The sequence below is a fragment of the Enterobacter sp. N18-03635 genome (assembly GCF_004006055.1).
Taxonomy (GTDB): domain Bacteria; phylum Pseudomonadota; class Gammaproteobacteria; order Enterobacterales; family Enterobacteriaceae; genus Enterobacter; species Enterobacter vonholyi.
This window is the reverse complement of sequence record NZ_CP034769.1, coordinates 3,979,997-3,998,258: the sequence shown is the minus strand read 5'-3', so window position 1 is coordinate 3,998,258 and position 18,262 is coordinate 3,979,997. Positions and strand designations below refer to the sequence as shown.

The 18,262-nt window shown below is 56.0% G+C and carries 15 protein-coding genes and 1 other RNA gene; 11 read left to right on the top strand and 5 right to left on the bottom strand.

Features of this window, described 5'->3' with window-relative positions; all coding sequences use genetic code 11:
• Positions 1-5: 5 nt before the first annotated feature.
• From diaA to ELK40_RS19860, 3 genes are read right to left on the bottom strand one after another with little or no spacing between them, the layout of a single operon-like run.
• Entirely contained in the window at positions 6-596 is a 591-nt protein-coding gene (diaA, locus tag ELK40_RS19870) for a DnaA initiator-associating protein DiaA (RefSeq protein WP_003861754.1), read from the bottom strand.
• A 21-nt stretch (positions 597-617) separates the two neighbouring features.
• Positions 618-1,013, bottom strand: a complete 396-nt coding sequence (locus ELK40_RS19865; RefSeq protein WP_111964949.1) for a YraN family protein — start codon at positions 1,011-1,013, stop codon at positions 618-620.
• Positions 971-3,148 carry a penicillin-binding protein activator gene (locus ELK40_RS19860; RefSeq protein ID WP_127732391.1) on the bottom strand — a complete coding sequence of 726 codons (2,178 nt, stop codon included), beginning with the start codon at positions 3,146-3,148 and terminating at the stop codon, positions 971-973. Before ELK40_RS19860 ends, ELK40_RS19865 begins: the two co-directional genes overlap by 43 nt.
• Positions 3,149-3,210: 62 nt before the next feature.
• Between ELK40_RS19860 and rsmI the strand changes: the two genes are divergently transcribed.
• Positions 3,211-4,074, top strand: a complete 864-nt coding sequence (gene rsmI, locus ELK40_RS19850) for a 16S rRNA (cytidine(1402)-2'-O)-methyltransferase (protein ID WP_111964947.1) — start codon at positions 3,211-3,213, stop codon at positions 4,072-4,074.
• A 155-nt stretch (positions 4,075-4,229) separates the two neighbouring features.
• On the opposite strand, the gene garD is transcribed toward rsmI, so the two are convergent.
• Positions 4,230-5,801 (bottom strand): galactarate dehydratase, encoded by a 1,572-nt coding sequence (gene garD / locus ELK40_RS19845; RefSeq protein ID WP_127732389.1) that lies wholly within the window; start codon positions 5,799-5,801, stop codon positions 4,230-4,232.
• A 374-nt stretch (positions 5,802-6,175) separates the two neighbouring features.
• Between garD and garL the strand changes: the two genes are divergently transcribed.
• The 9 genes from garL to ELK40_RS19800 all read left to right on the top strand — a co-directional run bounded on the left by garL (position 6,176) and on the right by ELK40_RS19800 (position 16,440).
• Positions 6,176-6,946 carry a 2-dehydro-3-deoxyglucarate aldolase gene (garL, locus tag ELK40_RS19840; protein WP_127732387.1) on the top strand — a complete coding sequence of 257 codons (771 nt, stop codon included), beginning with the start codon at positions 6,176-6,178 and terminating at the stop codon, positions 6,944-6,946.
• Between the two features lie 21 nt (positions 6,947-6,967).
• Positions 6,968-7,858: a 2-hydroxy-3-oxopropionate reductase gene (gene garR, locus ELK40_RS19835; RefSeq protein WP_127732385.1), complete on the top strand. Its 891-nt coding sequence runs from the start codon at positions 6,968-6,970 to the stop codon at positions 7,856-7,858.
• A gap of 59 nt (positions 7,859-7,917) precedes the next feature.
• Positions 7,918-8,294, top strand: an RNA gene (gene rnpB, locus ELK40_RS19830) — RNase P RNA component class A.
• Between the two features lie 687 nt (positions 8,295-8,981).
• Complete coding sequence (gene tdcA / locus ELK40_RS19825; RefSeq protein ID WP_008501504.1) at positions 8,982-9,902, top strand: transcriptional regulator TdcA; 921 nt, start codon at positions 8,982-8,984, stop codon at positions 9,900-9,902.
• Between the two features lie 101 nt (positions 9,903-10,003).
• Positions 10,004-10,993, top strand: a complete 990-nt coding sequence (gene tdcB, locus ELK40_RS19820; protein ID WP_111965010.1) for a bifunctional threonine ammonia-lyase/L-serine ammonia-lyase TdcB — start codon at positions 10,004-10,006, stop codon at positions 10,991-10,993.
• Between the two features lie 9 nt (positions 10,994-11,002).
• Positions 11,003-12,334 (top strand): threonine/serine transporter TdcC, encoded by a 1,332-nt coding sequence (tdcC, locus tag ELK40_RS19815; protein ID WP_127732383.1) that lies wholly within the window; start codon positions 11,003-11,005, stop codon positions 12,332-12,334.
• 30 nt (positions 12,335-12,364) lie between these two features.
• Entirely contained in the window at positions 12,365-13,573 is a 1,209-nt protein-coding gene (tdcD, locus tag ELK40_RS19810; protein ID WP_115876388.1) for a propionate kinase, read from the top strand.
• A gap of 15 nt (positions 13,574-13,588) precedes the next feature.
• Positions 13,589-15,883 carry a formate C-acetyltransferase gene (pflB, locus tag ELK40_RS19805; RefSeq protein ID WP_127732381.1) on the top strand — a complete coding sequence of 765 codons (2,295 nt, stop codon included), beginning with the start codon at positions 13,589-13,591 and terminating at the stop codon, positions 15,881-15,883.
• 146 nt (positions 15,884-16,029) lie between these two features.
• On the top strand, positions 16,030-16,440 hold the full coding sequence (locus ELK40_RS19800) for a Spy/CpxP family protein refolding chaperone (RefSeq protein WP_111964939.1): 411 nt from the start codon (positions 16,030-16,032) through the stop codon (positions 16,438-16,440).
• 89 nt (positions 16,441-16,529) lie between these two features.
• On the opposite strand, the gene ELK40_RS19795 is transcribed toward ELK40_RS19800, so the two are convergent.
• Positions 16,530-17,231, bottom strand: a complete 702-nt coding sequence (locus ELK40_RS19795) for a pirin family protein (protein WP_115876325.1) — start codon at positions 17,229-17,231, stop codon at positions 16,530-16,532.
• A 104-nt stretch (positions 17,232-17,335) separates the two neighbouring features.
• Here ELK40_RS19795 and yhaJ point away from each other — a divergent pair, with 104 nt between their 5' ends.
• Complete coding sequence (gene yhaJ, locus ELK40_RS19790) at positions 17,336-18,238, top strand: DNA-binding transcriptional regulator YhaJ (protein ID WP_008503135.1); 903 nt, start codon at positions 17,336-17,338, stop codon at positions 18,236-18,238.
• Positions 18,239-18,262 lie beyond the last annotated feature (24 nt).

Below are 18,262 nucleotides of genomic sequence, written 5' to 3'. Positions count from 1 at the left end.
ACTCCTTAATCATCCTGGTGAGGGAAAAGCGTGTTATCGATCAAGTCACATAAGCAGTTCACCGTGAGCATATGCATCTCCTGAATACGTGCGCTCCGGTGAGAAGGAATGCGGATTTCCACATCCTGCGGCCCAAGCAGACCCGCCAGCTCACCCCCGTCATAGCCGGTTAAGGCCACGATTGTCATGTCGCGGGTGACGGCAGCTTCAACGGCTTTGACAATATCCCGGCTATTGCCGCGCGTGGAGATGGCCAGCAGCACATCTCCCGCATGACCCAGGGCTCGCACCTGCTTTGCGTAAATTTCGTCATGCAGACGATCGTTAGCAATCGCCGTTAAGACCACATTATCGGTATTAAGTGCAATGGCGGGTAAACTCGGGCGTTCTGTTTCAAAGCGATTGATCATGCTGGCAGCAAAATGCTGTGCGTTGGCGGCTGACGTGCCGTTGCCACAACAGAGGATTTTGTTGCCGTTTAGCAGGGATTGCACCAGCGTCATTGCGGCACGCGAGATAGCATCCGGAAGGGCTTCCGCCGCGGCAATCTGAGTCTGGATGCTTTCTGTGAAGCACACTTTAATTCTTTCGAGCACGTTATCCCTTTTAAATCTTAATTATGCGTCTTCGCCAAAAGCGTTTTTAAGCCATTCGATCTCATTTCCGGTGAAGGCTATCACATCGAACCGGCAATCCACAGTATCAAAACTCCCATTATGGCGGGCAAGCCACAAGTGGGCAGTCTGTAATAATTTATGTTGTTTGGCGAGCGTCACGCTGGCGGCAGCACCGCCAAAACGAGAGGACTGTCGAAAACGGACTTCTACAAACACGGTGACCTGACCGTCTTTCATGATCAGGTCGATTTCGCCGCCGCGCCCGCGGACGTTGGCGGCGATAAAACGCAGTCCTTTGCCTTCAAGCCAGCGACGCGCCTTTAATTCCCACGCATCGCCGGTCTCTTTTCGGCTTAACTGGCCGGGACGATCTGCCCCTGCTGGTATTTGAGCCATGATAACTTCCTGTTGATCACGCAGTCCTGGGTGGCGGTCAGATCGCCGGTATTGCCGTTAAGCTCAAAGCCCGGCACCTGGCGCATCTGGGTAAAGTGGTTCGCCAGCGCCCATGCATCGACACCCATCGCATACAGACGCGCCAGAGAATAATCGTTACGTACGGCACTCAGCGCCTGCTGCATCAGCGCCGGATTGCTGCCAGCCAGCATCGGGATTTCGCTGTACTGCAGACCGTCCATTTCCAGACGGAAATCCGGGCCGGCGGTGCCCTGCGCGCTGCGTGAGCTGGCGTAAAGCGTTGCGCCGCTCTGGCTGCCGTTACGCATCGCGATCATCGGTTTGATAAAGGCGATCTCCTGCGGCGTGGCAACGATATAGGCCGCATCCACTTTACCGCCACCGCTAATCTGCGCGTCGGTAGGCGGGGCCGGGATCGTCAGGCCGCCAATCGTCACGCCCTGCTGCTGCGGCAGGCTCGCGGTGACAGGACTGCCGTTAAGCGCGATACCCGCTCCACCGTTTACGCCCGCACGCAGTTCAGAGACGGAGCCGAATTTCTGCTGCAGCACCACGCCGCCGCCCAGCTTCTGCCACTCATCGGCAAAGGCATTGGCCACGCGATCGCCCAGCGCGCTGCGTGGGATGAGCAGCAGCGGAGCCTGCTTACCCTGCTCGTGAATATGACGCGCCGCATCGCGCGCTTCATCTTCAGGGGAAAGCGCGAAGTAGCAGATATTGGCCCGGTTCTGAACCTGCTCAGGCTGGTTGAGCGCCAGCACGTTCAGCGTGGTATTGCTCTTCATCAGCTCTTCCACGTTGTTTTTCAGCAGCGGGCCGACAACGATGCTCGCCCCGTCCTGTTGAACCTGAGTCAGTACCTGGTCAAGCGGCTGCGAGCTGGTGTCGTAAATTTTCACCTCAGCGCCCGGGTTGGCGCTGGTGGTTGCTACGGCCTGCGGCTGAGCGGCAGGCTGGGCCGCGGGTTGTGCAGTCTGCTGCTGAGGCTGTTCTACCGTTGCGTCAGGTGCTGGTGCCGCTTGGGTCTCGGCTGGAGCCTGGGTCGCAGGTGCTGCCGTAGCTGGTGCAGCTGTAGCCGGTGCAGCTTCAGCTGGAGGCGTTGTCGGGGCCGTCACCGGGTTTTGCATCGTGCCCTGCGCCGGAGCTTGCGCCGTGGTCAGGTCGCTGGTCTCGGCGGCGGATGGGCTGACAACATCACTCACGTTAGCCGCCTGGGCCGCCTGGGCGGGAACAGCGCTGCCGGTGACCGACGTCGTGCCGTTTTTCGCTGCTTCAAAGCCCTGCTGAATGGTACGGCCAAACACCGCCGCCTGGCCGTTGAGCGGCAAAAGCAGGGCGATTTTGCTGGTGGACGCTGGCTTAAAGTTCTGCACGTTCACCAGCTGGGTTGGCAGCATTTTCGCACCCGGGTTTTGCGGGTAGCGTGTCTGCCAGTCCGTAATACCGGCTTTCAGCATCTTTGGATCGCTGCGGTTGTTAAACCACATCTGCTGCAGATCCAGCCAGCCCTGAAGAACGTTTTCATCGGCGTTGATGACCAGAGCCTGCGCCTGTTCCTGCGTCATCGAAGCCAGCGCTTGCCAGGTGGCATCAATATTTTTCTGCTTTTCGGCACCGCCGAGCAGCGGCTCTTGCGCGATGAGGGCGCGGAGCAGCGTCAGGGAAGGGCGCCCCTGCTCAGCGGTAATGCCCGCCTGCCAGAAGCGAGCCTGCTGGTTTTTATCCAGCGCGCTCACGTCAATGTCCCCGAGGATCTTCTTCGCGGCGGCGTAATCTTTCAGCGCGACCTTCAGCTCGGCAGAGAGCAGGCTCTGCTCGCGACGCTGGGCGTCGTTAAGATCTTTCGGCAACTGGTTAAACAGTTCGGCAGCCTGCTGGGTTTTACCCTCTTTCAGCAGTGCACGAATGGCGAGTAATTGCCAGTTGGTCTTGGTATCATTTGAACTCTGCGACATTTGCTGCAGATAAAAGCCAGAATCAGCCTGAGCAGAACCCTGAAGATGGGCGGTGCTCTGGTCAGGTGCCTGGGTGCCACAGCCTGCAAAAATCAGGGCTGCCAGCAGAAGCGGCACGCTGCGCGTGGCTTTTTTTCGAAGAAACGTTAACGGTACCATACTGTATCCAGTGATTTTTTTTACGCAATGCTCAATATTAAATCGGCAATACGGACGAAACAATGAAACAACACGAAACGGCAGATAATTCTCAAGGCCAGCTTTATATTGTACCTACTCCTATCGGGAATTTGTCTGATATTACCCAACGTGCGCTCACCGTACTGCAAGCTGTTGATTTAATTGCTGCTGAAGATACCCGCCACACCGGCCTGCTGCTGCAACATTTCGCGATTAACGCCCGTTTGTTTGCTCTGCACGATCATAATGAGCAACAAAAAGCCGAAACGCTGGTGGCGAAGCTGAAAGAGGGGCAGAACATTGCTCTGGTCTCCGACGCCGGTACGCCGCTGATCAACGATCCCGGCTATCACCTGGTGCGTACCTGTCGCGAAGCCGGTATTCGCGTTGTGCCGCTGCCCGGCCCGTGCGCCGCGATTGCTGCATTAAGCGCTGCAGGTCTGCCGTCTGACCGTTTCTGCTATGAAGGCTTCCTGCCTGCCAAATCCAAAGGCCGCCGCGACGTCTTAAAAGACCTGGAAGCGGAACCGCGCACCCTGATTTTCTACGAATCCACGCACCGCCTGCTGGAGAGCCTGGAAGATATGGTGACCGTCTGGGGAGAAGGCCGTTATGTGGTGCTGGCGCGCGAGCTGACTAAAACCTGGGAAACCATCCACGGCGCACCGGTGGGCGAGCTGCTGGCGTGGGTGAAGGAAGACGAAAACCGCCGCAAGGGTGAAATGGTGCTGATTGTCGAAGGGCACAAGGCGGAAGAAGACGCGCTTCCTGCCGACGCGCTGCGCACGCTGACGCTGCTGCAGGCGGAACTGCCGCTGAAGAAAGCCGCTGCGCTGGCGGCAGAAATTCACGGCGTGAAGAAAAATGCGCTGTATAAGTATGCGCTGGAGCAGCAGGGGGAGTAAGGCATCCCCTGCCGGTTTTTGCCGGGTGCCGGCTACGCCTTACCCGGCCTACGGATCGTTATGCGTCTTTTAGCCAACAGGTATCGCCTCAACCTGGAAGGTTTGCGGCGTGTCCGGCGGGTTACCTGAATGCGGGATAGATGTGGGACGGAAAATCACGTCACCGGTGCCGGGTTGAACACCGCCAGCTGGTTATGTAATCCCCATTGATCGGAGAAGGTTTTCTTCCTCCCGCTGGCGACATTCAGAATGAAGTGGAACAGCTTCCAGCCCACGTCCTCAATACTCTCTTCTCCGGTCGCGATAGTACCCGCGTTGATGTCCATTAAGTCATACCAGCGGTTTGCCAGCTCGGTGCGTGTCGCCATCTTGATCACCGGTACCGCCATCAGGCCGTACGGCGTGCCGCGCCCGGTGGTAAAGACCTGCACCGTAATGCCGGACGCGACCTGCTGCGTGCCGCAAACGAAATCGCTGGCCGGCGTTGCCGCGTAAATCAGGCCGCGTTTCGTCGGGCGCTGGCCCGGAGAGAGCACTTCCACAATCGCGCTCTGCCCGGATTTGGCAATCGAACCAAGGGCTTTTTCCACCACGTTTGCCAGGCCGCCTTTCTTGTTGCCTGGAGACGGGTTGGCGCTGCGGTCGGTTTTGCCCATCTCGAGATAGCTATCGTACCAGGCCATTTCCTCAAGCAGGCGCTTGCCGACCTCTTCATTAACGGCGCGCGGCGTCAGCAGATGGATGGCGTCACGCACTTCAGTCACCTCGGAGAACATCACCGTGGCGCCGCAGCGAACAAGCAGATCGGACGCATAGCCCACCGCCGGGTTGGCCGTCACGCCGGAGAAGGCATCGCTGCCGCCGCACTGGGTTCCGACCACCAGCTCCGACGCCGGACACGTTTCGCGCTGGCGGCGGTTGAGTTTGTCCAGATGGCGTTCTGCTACCTGCAAAATATCGTCGACCATTGAGCGGAAACCAACGTGACGTTCGTCCTGCAGGCGCACGATGCTGGCCTCGTCTGCCGGGATGGCTTTGACATCCTCGGTCCCCTGAAGCAACCGTTCTGGCTGCAATTTTTCACACCCCAGACCGATGACCATCACCTCGCCGCCAAAGTTCGGGTTCAGGGCGATATTGTGGATGGTCCGGATAGGCACCACGGCAGCGGGCGCGTTAATCGCCACGCCGCAGCCATAGAGGTGGTTCAGGCCAACCACGCCGTCGACGTTCGGGTATTTCGGCAGCAGATCGCGTTCGATGATTTTCACCACGTAGTCCACTACGCCCGCCACGCAGTGTACGCTGGTGGTAATGCCGAGCAGATTTTTAGTGCCGACGCTGCCGTCCGCGTTGCGGTAGCCTTCAAAGGTATAGCCTTCCAGCGGAGGAAGCGGCTCCGGCACGCGGGTTGCCAGCGGAAGCGTATTCAGCGGCGGTGCTTCCGGAAGCGCCACCAGCGACTCCTCAACCCAGCTACCCTGAGGTACAGATCGAACGGCATAGCCGATGACTTCACCGTAACGTACGATTTCGCTGTTAGCAGGAATATCCGCCAGGGCGACTTTATGTCCCTGCGGAACATGCTCAATCAGTTCCAGCCCGTCCGGAAAGCGGGTTCCCGCTTTTAAGCCATTGTCGTTGACAATAATCGCTACATTATCGGTGTCGTGAACTTTTATATAAAACGCCGTCGGCGATGCCTGTCGAATTTCAATGTCGGCCATTGTTCAATATTCTCCAGCAAAGTGTCTGATAATAAATTCAGCCAATTTTCTAATGGTAGAAATAAATACGCGGCTTGCAGAAATAAAGCATGTCAGCATAGGGGATATGAAAATGTGATCTCGATCGCTTCAGAACCCGTAATCCTTGATTCTGTGCATTAGCGCCCAGTGCTTTGTGCATATGCAAAAATTTTTATCAAAATATACCGTAATACCTGAGCATTAAAACAATGTGCGGTCGCGGATTGCGCCTTATACTGAATGACGTTTTTATCACGCCAGAATACGGCAGAATAATAAATATCATGCTGGCGCGGTGTCTGAATAAATAAAATGATACTGAAAAAGGCTGCGGAATTAAAAAGGTAAATACGATGAATAACGATATCTTCCCGAATAAATTTAAAGCGGCTCTTGCGACGCACCAGATTCAGATTGGCTGCTGGTCCGCGCTGGCAAATCCTATCAGCACCGAAGTGCTGGGCCTGGCTGGTTTCGACTGGCTGGTGCTGGACGGCGAACATGCGCCGAACGATATCAGCACCTTTATTCCGCAGCTGATGGCGCTTAAAGGCAGCCACAGCGCCCCGGTAGTGCGTGTCCCCACCAACGAGCCGGTGATTATCAAGCGCCTGCTGGATATCGGCTTCTATAACTTCCTGATCCCGTTTGTGGAGACAGAAGAACAAGCGGCACTGGCCGTAGCCTCTACGCGCTATCCGCCAGAAGGGATCCGCGGCGTTTCCGTTTCGCATCGCGCCAATATGTTTGGCACCGTGCCGGACTACTTCGCGCAGTCCAACAGCAACATCACCATTCTGGTTCAGATTGAGAGCCAGCAGGGCGTTGATAACGTCGATGCGATTGCAGCCACCAACGGCGTGGACGGTATCTTCGTTGGCCCAAGCGATCTGGCTGCCGCCTTTGGCCATCTGGGTAATGCCAGCCACCCTGACGTGCAGCGCGCGATCCAGCACATTTTTGCCCGTGCTAAAGCACACGGCAAACCGTGCGGCATTCTGGCACCGGTTGAGGCTGACGCCCGTCGCTATCTGGAGTGGGGAGCCACGTTTGTTGCCGTCGGCAGCGACCTCGGCGTATTCCGCTCGGCCACGCAGAAATTAGCGGACGCTTTTAAAAAATAACCATCATTGAGGAAACAGATTATGACGCTGAAAGTGGGTTTTATTGGCCTGGGGATCATGGGTAAACCAATGAGTAAGAACCTCATCAAAGCAGGTTACTCGCTGGTGGTCTCCGATCATAATCCACAGGCCGTGGCTGAGGTGATAGCGGCTGGCGCAGAAGCCGCCACCACCGCGAAAGCCATTGCCGAGCAGTGCGATGTCATCATCACCATGCTGCCTAACTCCCCGCATGTCAAAGAGGTTGCGCTGGGTGAAAACGGCATTATCGACGGCGCGAAGCCTGGCCTGGTGCTTATCGATATGAGCTCTATCGCACCGCTTGCAAGCCGTGAAATCAGCGAGGCGCTAAAGGCAAAGGGCGTCAATATGCTGGATGCGCCGGTCAGCGGCGGTGAGCCGAAAGCGATCGACGGCACGTTGTCGGTGATGGTCGGCGGTGATAAAGCCGTTTTCGATAGATACTACGACCTGATGAAAGCGATGGCGGGCTCCGTGGTACACACCGGAGAGATTGGGGCGGGTAACGTGACCAAGCTGGCAAACCAGGTGATTGTGGCACTCAACATTGCCGCCATGTCTGAAGCGCTGACGCTGGCAACCAAAGCGGGCGTCAATCCGGACCTGGTCTACCAGGCTATTCGCGGCGGTCTGGCGGGCAGCACCGTGCTGGATGCCAAAGCGCCGATGGTCATGGAGCGTAATTTCAAACCCGGTTTCCGCATCGACCTGCATATCAAAGATCTGGCGAACGCGCTGGATACGTCACACGGCGTGGGCGCACAGCTGCCGCTGACCGCAGCAGTTATGGAGATGATGCAGGCGCTGCGTGCCGATGGCCTGGGCACGGCAGATCACAGCGCGATTGCATGCTATTACGAAAAACTGGCGAAGGTGGAAGTGGCGCGTTAATCACGGCTTTCCCATACCTGAGGGTGACAGCGGCGTGCAAACCCTCTATACTGCGCGCCGAAGCTGACCAGACAGTCGCCGCTTCGTCGTCGTCCCTTTCGGGGGAGACGGGCGGAGGGGAGGAAAGTCCGGGCTCCATAGGGCAGGGTGCCAGGTAACGCCTGGGGGGGAAACCCACGACCAGTGCAACAGAGAGCAAACCGCCGATGGCCCGCGCAAGCGGGATCAGGTAAGGGTGAAAGGGTGCGGTAAGAGCGCACCGCGCGGCTGGTAACAGTCCGTGGCACGGTAAACTCCACCCGGAGCAAGGCCAAATAGGGGTTCACATGGTACGGCCCGTACTGAACCCGGGTAGGCTGCTTGAGCCAGTGAGCGATTGCTGGCCTAGATGAATGACTGTCCACGACAGAACCCGGCTTATCGGTCAGTTTCACTTCTTAAAAAACCCCGCTTCGGCGGGGTTTTTGCTTTCTGAATGTTGCTGGTCGGGTAAGCGCTGCGCCGCCCGGCAACCGAACAAACGACATCAATTCTCATATTTGCGACATTAAGCACATTTCACTGTTTTTGCTCCTTCAGTATCGCTCCTGCATCTGTTGACGATCGTCATCACAAAATTTCACGCTAAAAAACAGAAGATTTACAGTATTGGTAATTTGTTAATATTGTTATCTTAATGATCGCAAAATTTTTCTTGTTTGATATGCATATATTGAAATTAAATACATTTCTCCCGTGAATATGTGACGCATTCCACTCTTTTCCGCAAGCCTGAAAATTCGCGTTAGAAAAACTTGATAAATTGAAAGAATGTTTCAAACAAATAGCGGTTATTTATTGGCCTTTAATTGCCTGAAATATCGTCTTTATTGATTTTTTCCGGACGGTAAAATTTATCCGGGTTATCGCCATAAAATTAATTTATTACCGCTATTTTTGTTGATCAATATCAGCGTAGTAGCATATTTATATCGTTGTATGTTAATGAAATATAACGATTTTATTTTGTTTTTGGTCTGTGGGTTAAAGGGCCGGGAAAGCAAATTGTGAGTAACAGCACATACCCCTTTAAAGATTATTGAGTAGAATTCACCCCGTCATAGGGAAATAAGCGCAGAATATTATGAACACTATTATTCTACCGAAAACACAGCACCTCGTGGTATTTCAGGAAGTCATTAAAAGTGGCTCCATAGGTTCTGCAGCAAGACAGCTGGGCCTGACGCAACCTGCAGTCAGCAAAATCATCAGCGATATTGAGTCCTACTTCGGCGTGGAAGTGATGGTGCGTAAAAACACAGGCGTAAAACTCACTGCCGCGGGCCAGGTTCTGCTCTCGTACTCAGAGTCGATCACCCGCGAAATGAAAAACATGGTGAGTGAAATTAACAGCCTGAGCTTCAGCACCGTTATGGACGTCTCCTTTGGCTACCCGTCGCTGATCGGCTTTACCTTCCTGTCTGAGATGATCAAAAAATTCAAGGAAGTGTTCCCGAAAGCACGCGTCTCGATGTATGAAGCCCAGCTCTCATCTTTCCTTCCGGCCATTCGCGACGGTCGTCTGGATTTCGCTATCGGCACCCTGAGCGATGAAATGTTGCTACAGGATCTGCACGTCGAACCGCTGTTTGAGTCCGAATTTGTGCTGGTCGCCAGTAAAACGCGAACGTGCACCGGCCCGACGACACTGGCATCGCTCACGCACGAGCAGTGGGTGATGCCGCAAACCGATATGGGCTACTACAAAGAACTTCTGACCACCCTGCAAGACAACCACATCAGCATCGAAAACATCGTCCAGACCGATTCGGTCGTCACCATTTATAACCTTGTCCTGAATGCCGATTATCTGACGGTGATTCCCCGCGACATGATTGCGCCATTCGGTTCCGACCAGTTTATTGTGCTGCCCGTGGAAGATGAATTACCCGTGGCGCGTTATGCCGCCGTGTGGTCTAAAAATTACAGGATTAAAAAATCGGCGTCAGTATTAGTTGAGCTGGCAAAACAGTATTCGTCGATGAATATCGAAAGACGACGATGAATAATTAGTATTTATTTTAAAACACCCAGCGCGTTAACGTGTTAACGCGCTGACACCCTGACTTTGCCTGAAAAAGAATGAATTATTATAACGAGGATATTATGCATATTACCTACGATCTCCCTGTAACCATTGAAGATATTCAGGACGCCAGAAAACGACTGGCAGGAAAAATATATAAAACCGGTATGCCGCGCTCGAATTATCTCAGCGAACGCTGTAAGGGCGAAATATTCCTGAAGTTCGAGAACATGCAGCGCACCGGCTCGTTTAAGATCCGCGGCGCGTTTAACAAATTAAGCTCACTGACCGACGCTGAAAAACGTAAAGGCGTTGTCGCCTGCTCCGCGGGGAACCACGCGCAGGGGGTGTCTCTCTCCTGCGCCATGCTTGGCATCGACGGCAAAGTGGTGATGCCGATGGGGGCGCCGAAGTCTAAAGTGGCCGCGACGCGCGACTACTCGGCGGAAGTCGTGCTGCACGGCGAGAACTTCAACGACACCATCGCCAAAGTCAGCGAAATCGTCGAGATGGAAGGGCGTATTTTTATTCCCCCTTACGACGATGCAAAAGTCATCGCCGGGCAGGGCACCATCGGTCTGGAAATTCTTGAAGATTTATATGACGTGGATAACGTCATTGTGCCTATCGGCGGCGGTGGACTAATTGCCGGGATTGCAACGGCAATTAAATCCATCAATCCCACCATTAATATCATCGGCGTACAGTCTGAAAACGTGCACGGAATGGCTGCCTCCTGGCATGCCGGAGAAATAACCAACCATCGCGTTACCGGCACGTTAGCCGACGGCTGCGATGTCTCTCGCCCGGGGAAATTAACCTTTGAGATCGTTCGTGAACTGGTCGATGACATTGTGCTGGTGAGCGAAGACAACATTCGCGACAGCATGATCGCGCTTATTCAGCGAAATAAAGTGGTGACAGAAGGTGCCGGCGCGCTGGCCTGTGCCGCGTTATTAAGCGGCAGGCTTGATCACTATATTCAGGGTCGTAAAACCGTCTGCATTATTTCCGGCGGCAATATCGATCTCTCCCGTGTTTCCCAAATTACCGGCTTCGTTGACGCATAAAGGTGACCTATGAGCAACACAGAAAGCATTATCGTTGGCCAGACAAAAACGTCCTCCTGGCGTAAGTCTGATACCACCTGGACGCTTGGCCTGTTTGGTACCGCCATTGGCGCAGGCGTGCTGTTCTTCCCCATCCGCGCGGGCTTTGGCGGATTAATCCCCATCCTGCTGATGCTGGTTCTCGCGTTCCCGATTGCGTTTTACTGCCACCGCGCGCTGGCGCGTTTGTGTCTTTCCGGCAGCAACGTCTCCGGCAACATCACCGAAACGGTGGAAGAGCACTTTGGTAAGACGGGTGGGGTGGTCATTACGTTCCTCTACTTCTTCGCCATTTGCCCGCTGCTGTGGATTTACGGCGTCACCATTACCAACACCTTTATGACCTTCTGGGAAAACCAGCTCCAGCTGCCTGCGCTGAACCGCGGCGTGGTGGCGCTGTTCCTGCTGCTGCTGATGGCCTTTGTTATCTGGTTTGGTAAAGACCTGATGGTGAAGGTAATGAGCTTCCTGGTGTTCCCGTTTATTGCCAGCCTGGTGCTGATTTCCCTGTCGCTGATCCCTTACTGGAACTCAGCGGTGATCGACCAGGTCAACCTGAGCGATATCGCCTTCACCGGCCATGACGGCATTCTGGTCACCGTGTGGCTGGGTATCTCCATCATGGTCTTCTCCTTCAACTTCTCGCCTATCGTCTCCTCTTTCGTGGTCTCCAAGCGCGAAGAATACGAGCCGGAGTTCGGAAAAGAGTTCACCGAGCAGAAATGTTCCAAAATCATCGGTCGCGCCAGCCTGTTGATGGTGGCCGTGGTGATGTTCTTCGCCTTTAGCTGCCTGTTTACGCTCTCTCCGCAGAACATGGCGGACGCCAAGGCACAGAACATTCCGGTGCTCTCTTACCTGGCGAACCACTTTGCGTCAATGTCCGGGACAAAATCGACGTTCGCGACGGTGCTGGAATACGGTGCCTCCATCATCGCGCTGGTTGCTATCTTCAAATCTTTCTTCGGTCATTACCTGGGCACGCTGGAAGGGCTGAATGGCCTGATCCTCAAGTTCGGCTACAAGGGCGATAAGAAGAAAGTCTCTGTCGGCAAACTGAACACCATCAGCATGGTGTTCATCATGGGCTCCACCTGGGTTGTGGCCTACGCCAACCCGAACATTCTCGACCTTATTGAAGCCATGGGTGCACCAATCATCGCCTCTCTGCTGTGCCTGCTGCCGATGTATGCCATCCGCAAAGCACCGGCGCTGGCAAAATACAAAGGGCGTACCGAGAACGTCTTCGTTACCGCGGTCGGCCTGCTGACCATTCTGAATATCGTTTACAAACTGTTCTAAACCATTGCTCAGGAAGAGCGGAGTCACATGATGATTGAGTTTCCGGTTGTACTGGTTATTAACTGCGGATCGTCCTCTGTTAAGTTTTCGGTGCTCGACGCCAGCAGCTGCGACGCCCTGATGACGGGCATTGCAGACGGGATCAACACCGAGAAGGCCATTATTTCCGTGAACGGGGGTGAGCCAGCCAGACTGGCTCACCAGGACTACGAAGGGGCGCTGGCTGCCATCGCCCTGGAGCTGGAGAAGCGTAACCTGATGAGCAGCGTGGCCTTAATTGGCCATCGCATTGCTCACGGGGGCAATCTTTTCAGCGAGTCGACCCTGATCACGGAAGAGGTGATTGAGCAGATCCGCCAGGTCTCACCGCTGGCGCCGCTGCATAACTACGCCAACCTGAGCGGCGTGGAAGCTGCACAACATCTGTTCCCGGGCGTGCAGCAGGTAGCGGTATTTGATACCAGCTTCCACCAGACGCTGCCGCCTCAGGCGTATCTGTACGGATTGCCGTATCGTTATTTTGAAGCGCTGGGCGTGCGCCGCTACGGCTTCCACGGCACCTCTCACCGCTACGTGGCCGCGCAGGCGCATACGCTTCTCGGCCTGTCCCCCGATGACAGCGGCCTGGTGATTGCCCATCTCGGCAACGGGGCGTCCATCTGCGCGGTGCGCAACGGCGAAAGCGTCGACACCTCGATGGGGATGACGCCGCTGGAAGGGCTGATAATGGGGACGCGCTGCGGCGACGTGGACTTCGGCGCGATGGCGTGGATTGCCCAGCAAACCGGCCAGTCGTTAGAGGATCTGGAGCGCGTGGTCAATAAAGAGTCGGGATTGCTTGGGATCTCCGGCATCTCCTCCGATTTACGCGCGCTGGAGAAAGCCTGGGACGAAGGCAATGAGCGGGCGCAGCTGGCTATCCATACCTTTGTTCACCGCATTGCGCGACATATCGCCGGGCACGCGGCGTCGCTGCACCGCCTGGATGGGGTGGTCTTTACCGGCGGCATTGGCGAAAACTCAACGCTGATTCGCGCTCTGGTGGCGGAACATCTGAAAGTCTTCGGCATTATCCTCGACGACGCCAAAAATGCCCTGCCGGGCAGCGCGGGTGAGCGCGTGATCTCCACCGAATCGTCCCGCGTGGCCTGCGCGGTGGTCCCTACCAACGAAGAAAAAATGATCGCGCTGGACGCCCTCCGTCTTGGGAAGGTTACCCCGGCTGCGGCTTACGCCTGATAAAGCGAGAAACACATGAAAGTAACAATCGATACGGGCGTCGCGCCCTACAGCGACGCATGGGCCGGGTTTCGCGGTGAAGAATGGAAAAACGCCGTCAACGTCCGCGATTTTATTCAGCATAACTACACCCCTTATGAAGGCGATGAAGCTTTCCTCGCGCAGGCGACGCCTGCAACGACGGCGCTGTGGCAGAAGGTAATGGTCGGCATTCGCCAGGAGAATGCCACCCACGCCCCGGTGGATTTCGACACCAACATCGCCACCACCATTACGGCCCACGGGCCTGGCTACATCGACCAGGATCTGGAGACGATCGTCGGCCTGCAAACCGATAAGCCGCTCAAGCGCGCGCTGCACCCGTACGGTGGGATCAACATGATCCGCAGCTCGTTTGAAGCCTATGGTCGGGAGATGGATCCGCAGTTCGAATACCTGTTTACCGACCTGCGCAAAACCCATAACCAGGGGGTGTTTGACGTCTACTCCCCGGAGATGATGCGCTGTCGTAAATCCGGCGTGCTGACCGGTTTGCCGGACGGCTACGGGCGCGGACGCATCATCGGTGATTACCGCCGCGTGGCGCTCTACGGCATCAGCTATCTGGTACGCGAACGTGAACTTCAGTTTGCCGATCTGCAGGGCAGGCTGGAGCGCGGCGAAGATCTGGAGGCAACGATCCGCCTGCGCGAAGAGCTGGCGGAGCACAGGCGCGCGCTGCTGCAGATCCAGCAGATGGCGGCGAACTACGGGTTTGATATCTCTCGTCCGGCTATGGGCGCTCAGGAAGCGGTGCAGTGGGTCTATTTTGCCTACCTGGCAGCGGTGAAATCCCAGAACGGCGGGGCGATGTCGCTGGGGCGCACGGCCTCGTTCCTCGATATCTACATCGAACGCGACATGCAGGCGGGGCGGCTGAGCGAGGTGCAGGCGCAGGAGCTGATCGACCACTTCATCATGAAGATCCGCATGGTGCGCTTCCTGCGCACGCCGGAGTTCGACACGCTCTTCTCCGGCGATCCGATCTGGGCGACGGAAGTGATCGGCGGCATGGGGCTGGACGGACGCACGCTGGTGACCAAAAACAGCTTCCGCTATCTGCATACCCTGCACACCATGGGACCCGCGCCGGAGCCGAACCTGACGATCCTCTGGTCAGAACAGCTGCCGATCGCGTTCAAGAAATACGCCGCGCAGGTGTCGATCGTCACCTCTTCGCTGCAGTATGAGAACGACGATCTGATGCGTGCGGACTTCAACAGCGACGATTATGCCATTGCCTGCTGCGTCAGCCCGATGGTGATCGGCAAGCAGATGCAGTTCTTTGGCGCGCGCGCCAACCTTGCCAAAACGCTGCTGTACGCGATCAACGGTGGGGTGGACGAAAAGCTGAAGATCCAGGTCGGGCCAAAAACCGAGCCGCTGCTGGACGACGTGCTGGATTACGACACCGTGATGGCGAGTCTCGATCACTTTATGGACTGGCTGGCGGTGCAGTACATCAGCGCCCTGAATCTCATTCACTACATGCATGATAAGTACAGCTACGAAGCCTCGCTGATGGCGCTGCACGACCGGGATGTCTATCGCACCATGGCCTGCGGCATTGCCGGGCTGTCGGTAGCGGCGGATTCCCTGTCGGCGATTAAATACGCTACGGTGAAGCCGGTGCGCGACCATACTGGCCTGGCGGTCGATTTCGTGATTGAAGGGGACTATCCGCAGTACGGCAACAACGACGACCGTGTGGACAGCATTGCCTGCGACCTGGTGGAGCGCTTTATGAAGAAAATTCAGGCGCTGCCAACCTATCGCAACGCGGTGCCGACCCAGTCGATCCTGACCATCACCTCCAACGTGGTTTACGGCCAGAAGACCGGGAACACGCCGGACGGACGCCGCGGCGGCACGCCGTTTGCGCCAGGCGCAAACCCGATGCATGGCCGCGACAGAAAAGGGGCGGTGGCCTCGCTAACGTCGGTTGCCAAGCTGCCATTTACCTATGCGAAAGATGGCATCTCCTACACCTTCTCCATTGTGCCGCAGGCGTTGGGTAAGGACGAGCTGGTGCGCAAAACCAACCTGGTGGGGCTGCTGGACGGGTACTTCCATCACGAAGCATCTATTGAGGGCGGGCAGCACCTGAACGTTAACGTGATGAACCGGGAGATGCTGCTGGATGCCATTGCGCATCCGGAGAATTACCCGAATCTGACCATCCGCGTTTCGGGCTATGCGGTGCGGTTTAATGCGCTGACGCGGGAACAGCAGCAGGACGTGATTTCTCGAACGTTTACCCAGTCAATCTAAATCTAAGTGCTCATGCCCCCTCAACCCAGGGGGCATGTTTTTGCCCGCGAAACATACAAAATTGTTTATATAATTACTCACACATATTCATCCGCTCTTGAAAAACAATGCCCGCTTTTCCTATCACAGCATGTAAGGACAGTAAGATGATGAAAATGACCCGTATTGCGCTGGTCGCCGCCTCGCTGGCAGTGTGCAGTTTTACGGCACAGGCCGCGAACGTTGAGGCTGCTCCGTCTCCATCGCAGGATCCGCTGGTACAGCACCTGAAGCTCAGCAATGAGCAGGTTAAGAAGATTGAAGAGCTGCATAAGCAGCTGGAACAAAATGTCAGCAAGATCCCGATGACGGGCGTGAAGGACGGCGCGCTGGTCGACATGTTCCAGGCGGGTAAATGGGACGAAAGCACGGTCAAAAGCCAGCTTGCCGCCTTTAGCAAGATTGAAGAGCAGACCCGTTATTACCGCGTGAAATATTACTTCGACGTCAGCCAGGTATTAACGCCGGAACAGCGTAAACAGATTAGAACTGATATGGCCAACGCGCTGGCAGAGTGATTTCGTCGTCGCGTACGGCGCCGGATAATTCTGCCGAGGCTCGAGCGGTTCCCTCTCCCGTTGGGAGAGGGTTAAGGTGAGGGCATTCTCTAAACCGGCAAATCAATCAGCAGCGCGCGCAGCGGCGTATCTGCCACCAGCGTGATATTCGCTTCATCACGAATAAACGCCCCGTCGCCGCAGGTGAGGGCTTCTTTCTCTTCCGTGTGCGTCACCGCATGCACCGTACCGTGAATAGACTGCAGATAGGCGCGCGGACCGTGAAGCTGGAAGCTCGCCTGTTCACCTTTCTTCAGTTCGATATGATGCAGCCACACCTGCTGGCGCAGCTGCAGGCTACCTGTACTGCCGTCCGGCGATGCAATCAGCTGCTGCTTATCGCCCGTTAAATCTAACTTCTGGACCAGCGGATTTTCCCGCTCAGGGCAGGCGTCCAGCCATAGCTGCATGCGGGTCAGCGTTTTGTCTTTGCTGAGGTTATGTTCGCTGTAGCTGATACCCGGCTGTGTGGAAATTAACAACGCTTCGCCAGCCTTTGCCTGGACATGATTGCCCTCGCTATCGCGGTATTCTGCCTCGCCTTCCAGGATCAGGTTCAGGATATCGACTTTCGGGTACGTACGCGGCTGGAAGGATGCGCCCGGGGCGAGCACTTCCTGGTTCAGCACGCGCAGTGAAGCGTAACCGAGGAGTTTAGGGTCAAAGTAGTGTCCAAAGGAAAAGGTGTAGCGGGCCTGCAGCCAACCGAAATCGGCTTGTCCGCACTGTTTAGCTGTTCTTGTCGTAATCATAAACTTGACCTCTCTTTACACTAAAACAATGGTAAAGGTATGGACGCTTCATTGTTAGCCAGATATTCTGCCCGGTATGTTCAAATTTCCTGAATGAGAACGAGATGGCTAAAGAGAGAGCATTGACGCTTGAGGCGCTTCGCGTCATGGACGCGATTGACCGGCGCGGCAGTTTTGCGGCGGCAGCCGATGAACTGGGGCGCGTTCCGTCTGCGCTGAGCTACACCATGCAGAAGCTGGAAGAAGAGCTGGACGTGGTGCTTTTTGACCGCTCCGGTCATCGAACAAAATTCACCAACGTCGGCCGAATGCTGCTGGAGCGCGGCCGCGTACTGCTGGAAGCGGCGGACAAGCTGACGACAGACGCCGAAGCGCTGGCGCGCGGCTGGGAAACCCATCTCACGCTCGTGACCGAAGCGCTGGTGCCGACCGAAGCGCTGTTCCCGCTGGTGGACCGCCTGGCAGCGAAGGCCAATACGCAGCTGTCCATCATCACCGAGGTGCTGGCAGGGGCGTGGGAACGTCTGGAGACGGGCAGGGCAGATATCGTTATTGCGCCGGACATGCACTTCCGCTCATCGTCGGAAATCAACTCGCGCAAGCTCTACAGCGTGATGAATGTTTACGTTGCCGCCCCCAACCACCCGATTCATCAGGAACCCGAGCCGCTCTCTGAAGTGACGCGCGTGAAGTATCGCGGCGTGGCGGTCGCGGATACCGCGCGCGAGCGTCCGGTGCTGACGGTGCAGCTGCTGGATAAACAGCCTCGTCTGACGGTGACCTCGCTGGAGGACAAACGGCAGGCGCTGCTGGCCGGTCTGGGCGTGGCGACGATGCCGTACCCGTTTGTGGAAAAAGATATTGCGGAAGGACGACTGCGGGTTGTGAGCCCGGAGTACACCAGCGAAGTGGATATCATTATGGCGTGGCGTCGCGACAGCATGGGCGAAGCCAAATCGTGGTGCCTGCGAGAAATTCCAAAGCTCTTTGCGCACCACAACAAATAAGCGTACAGGCCCGGTAAGCGTAAG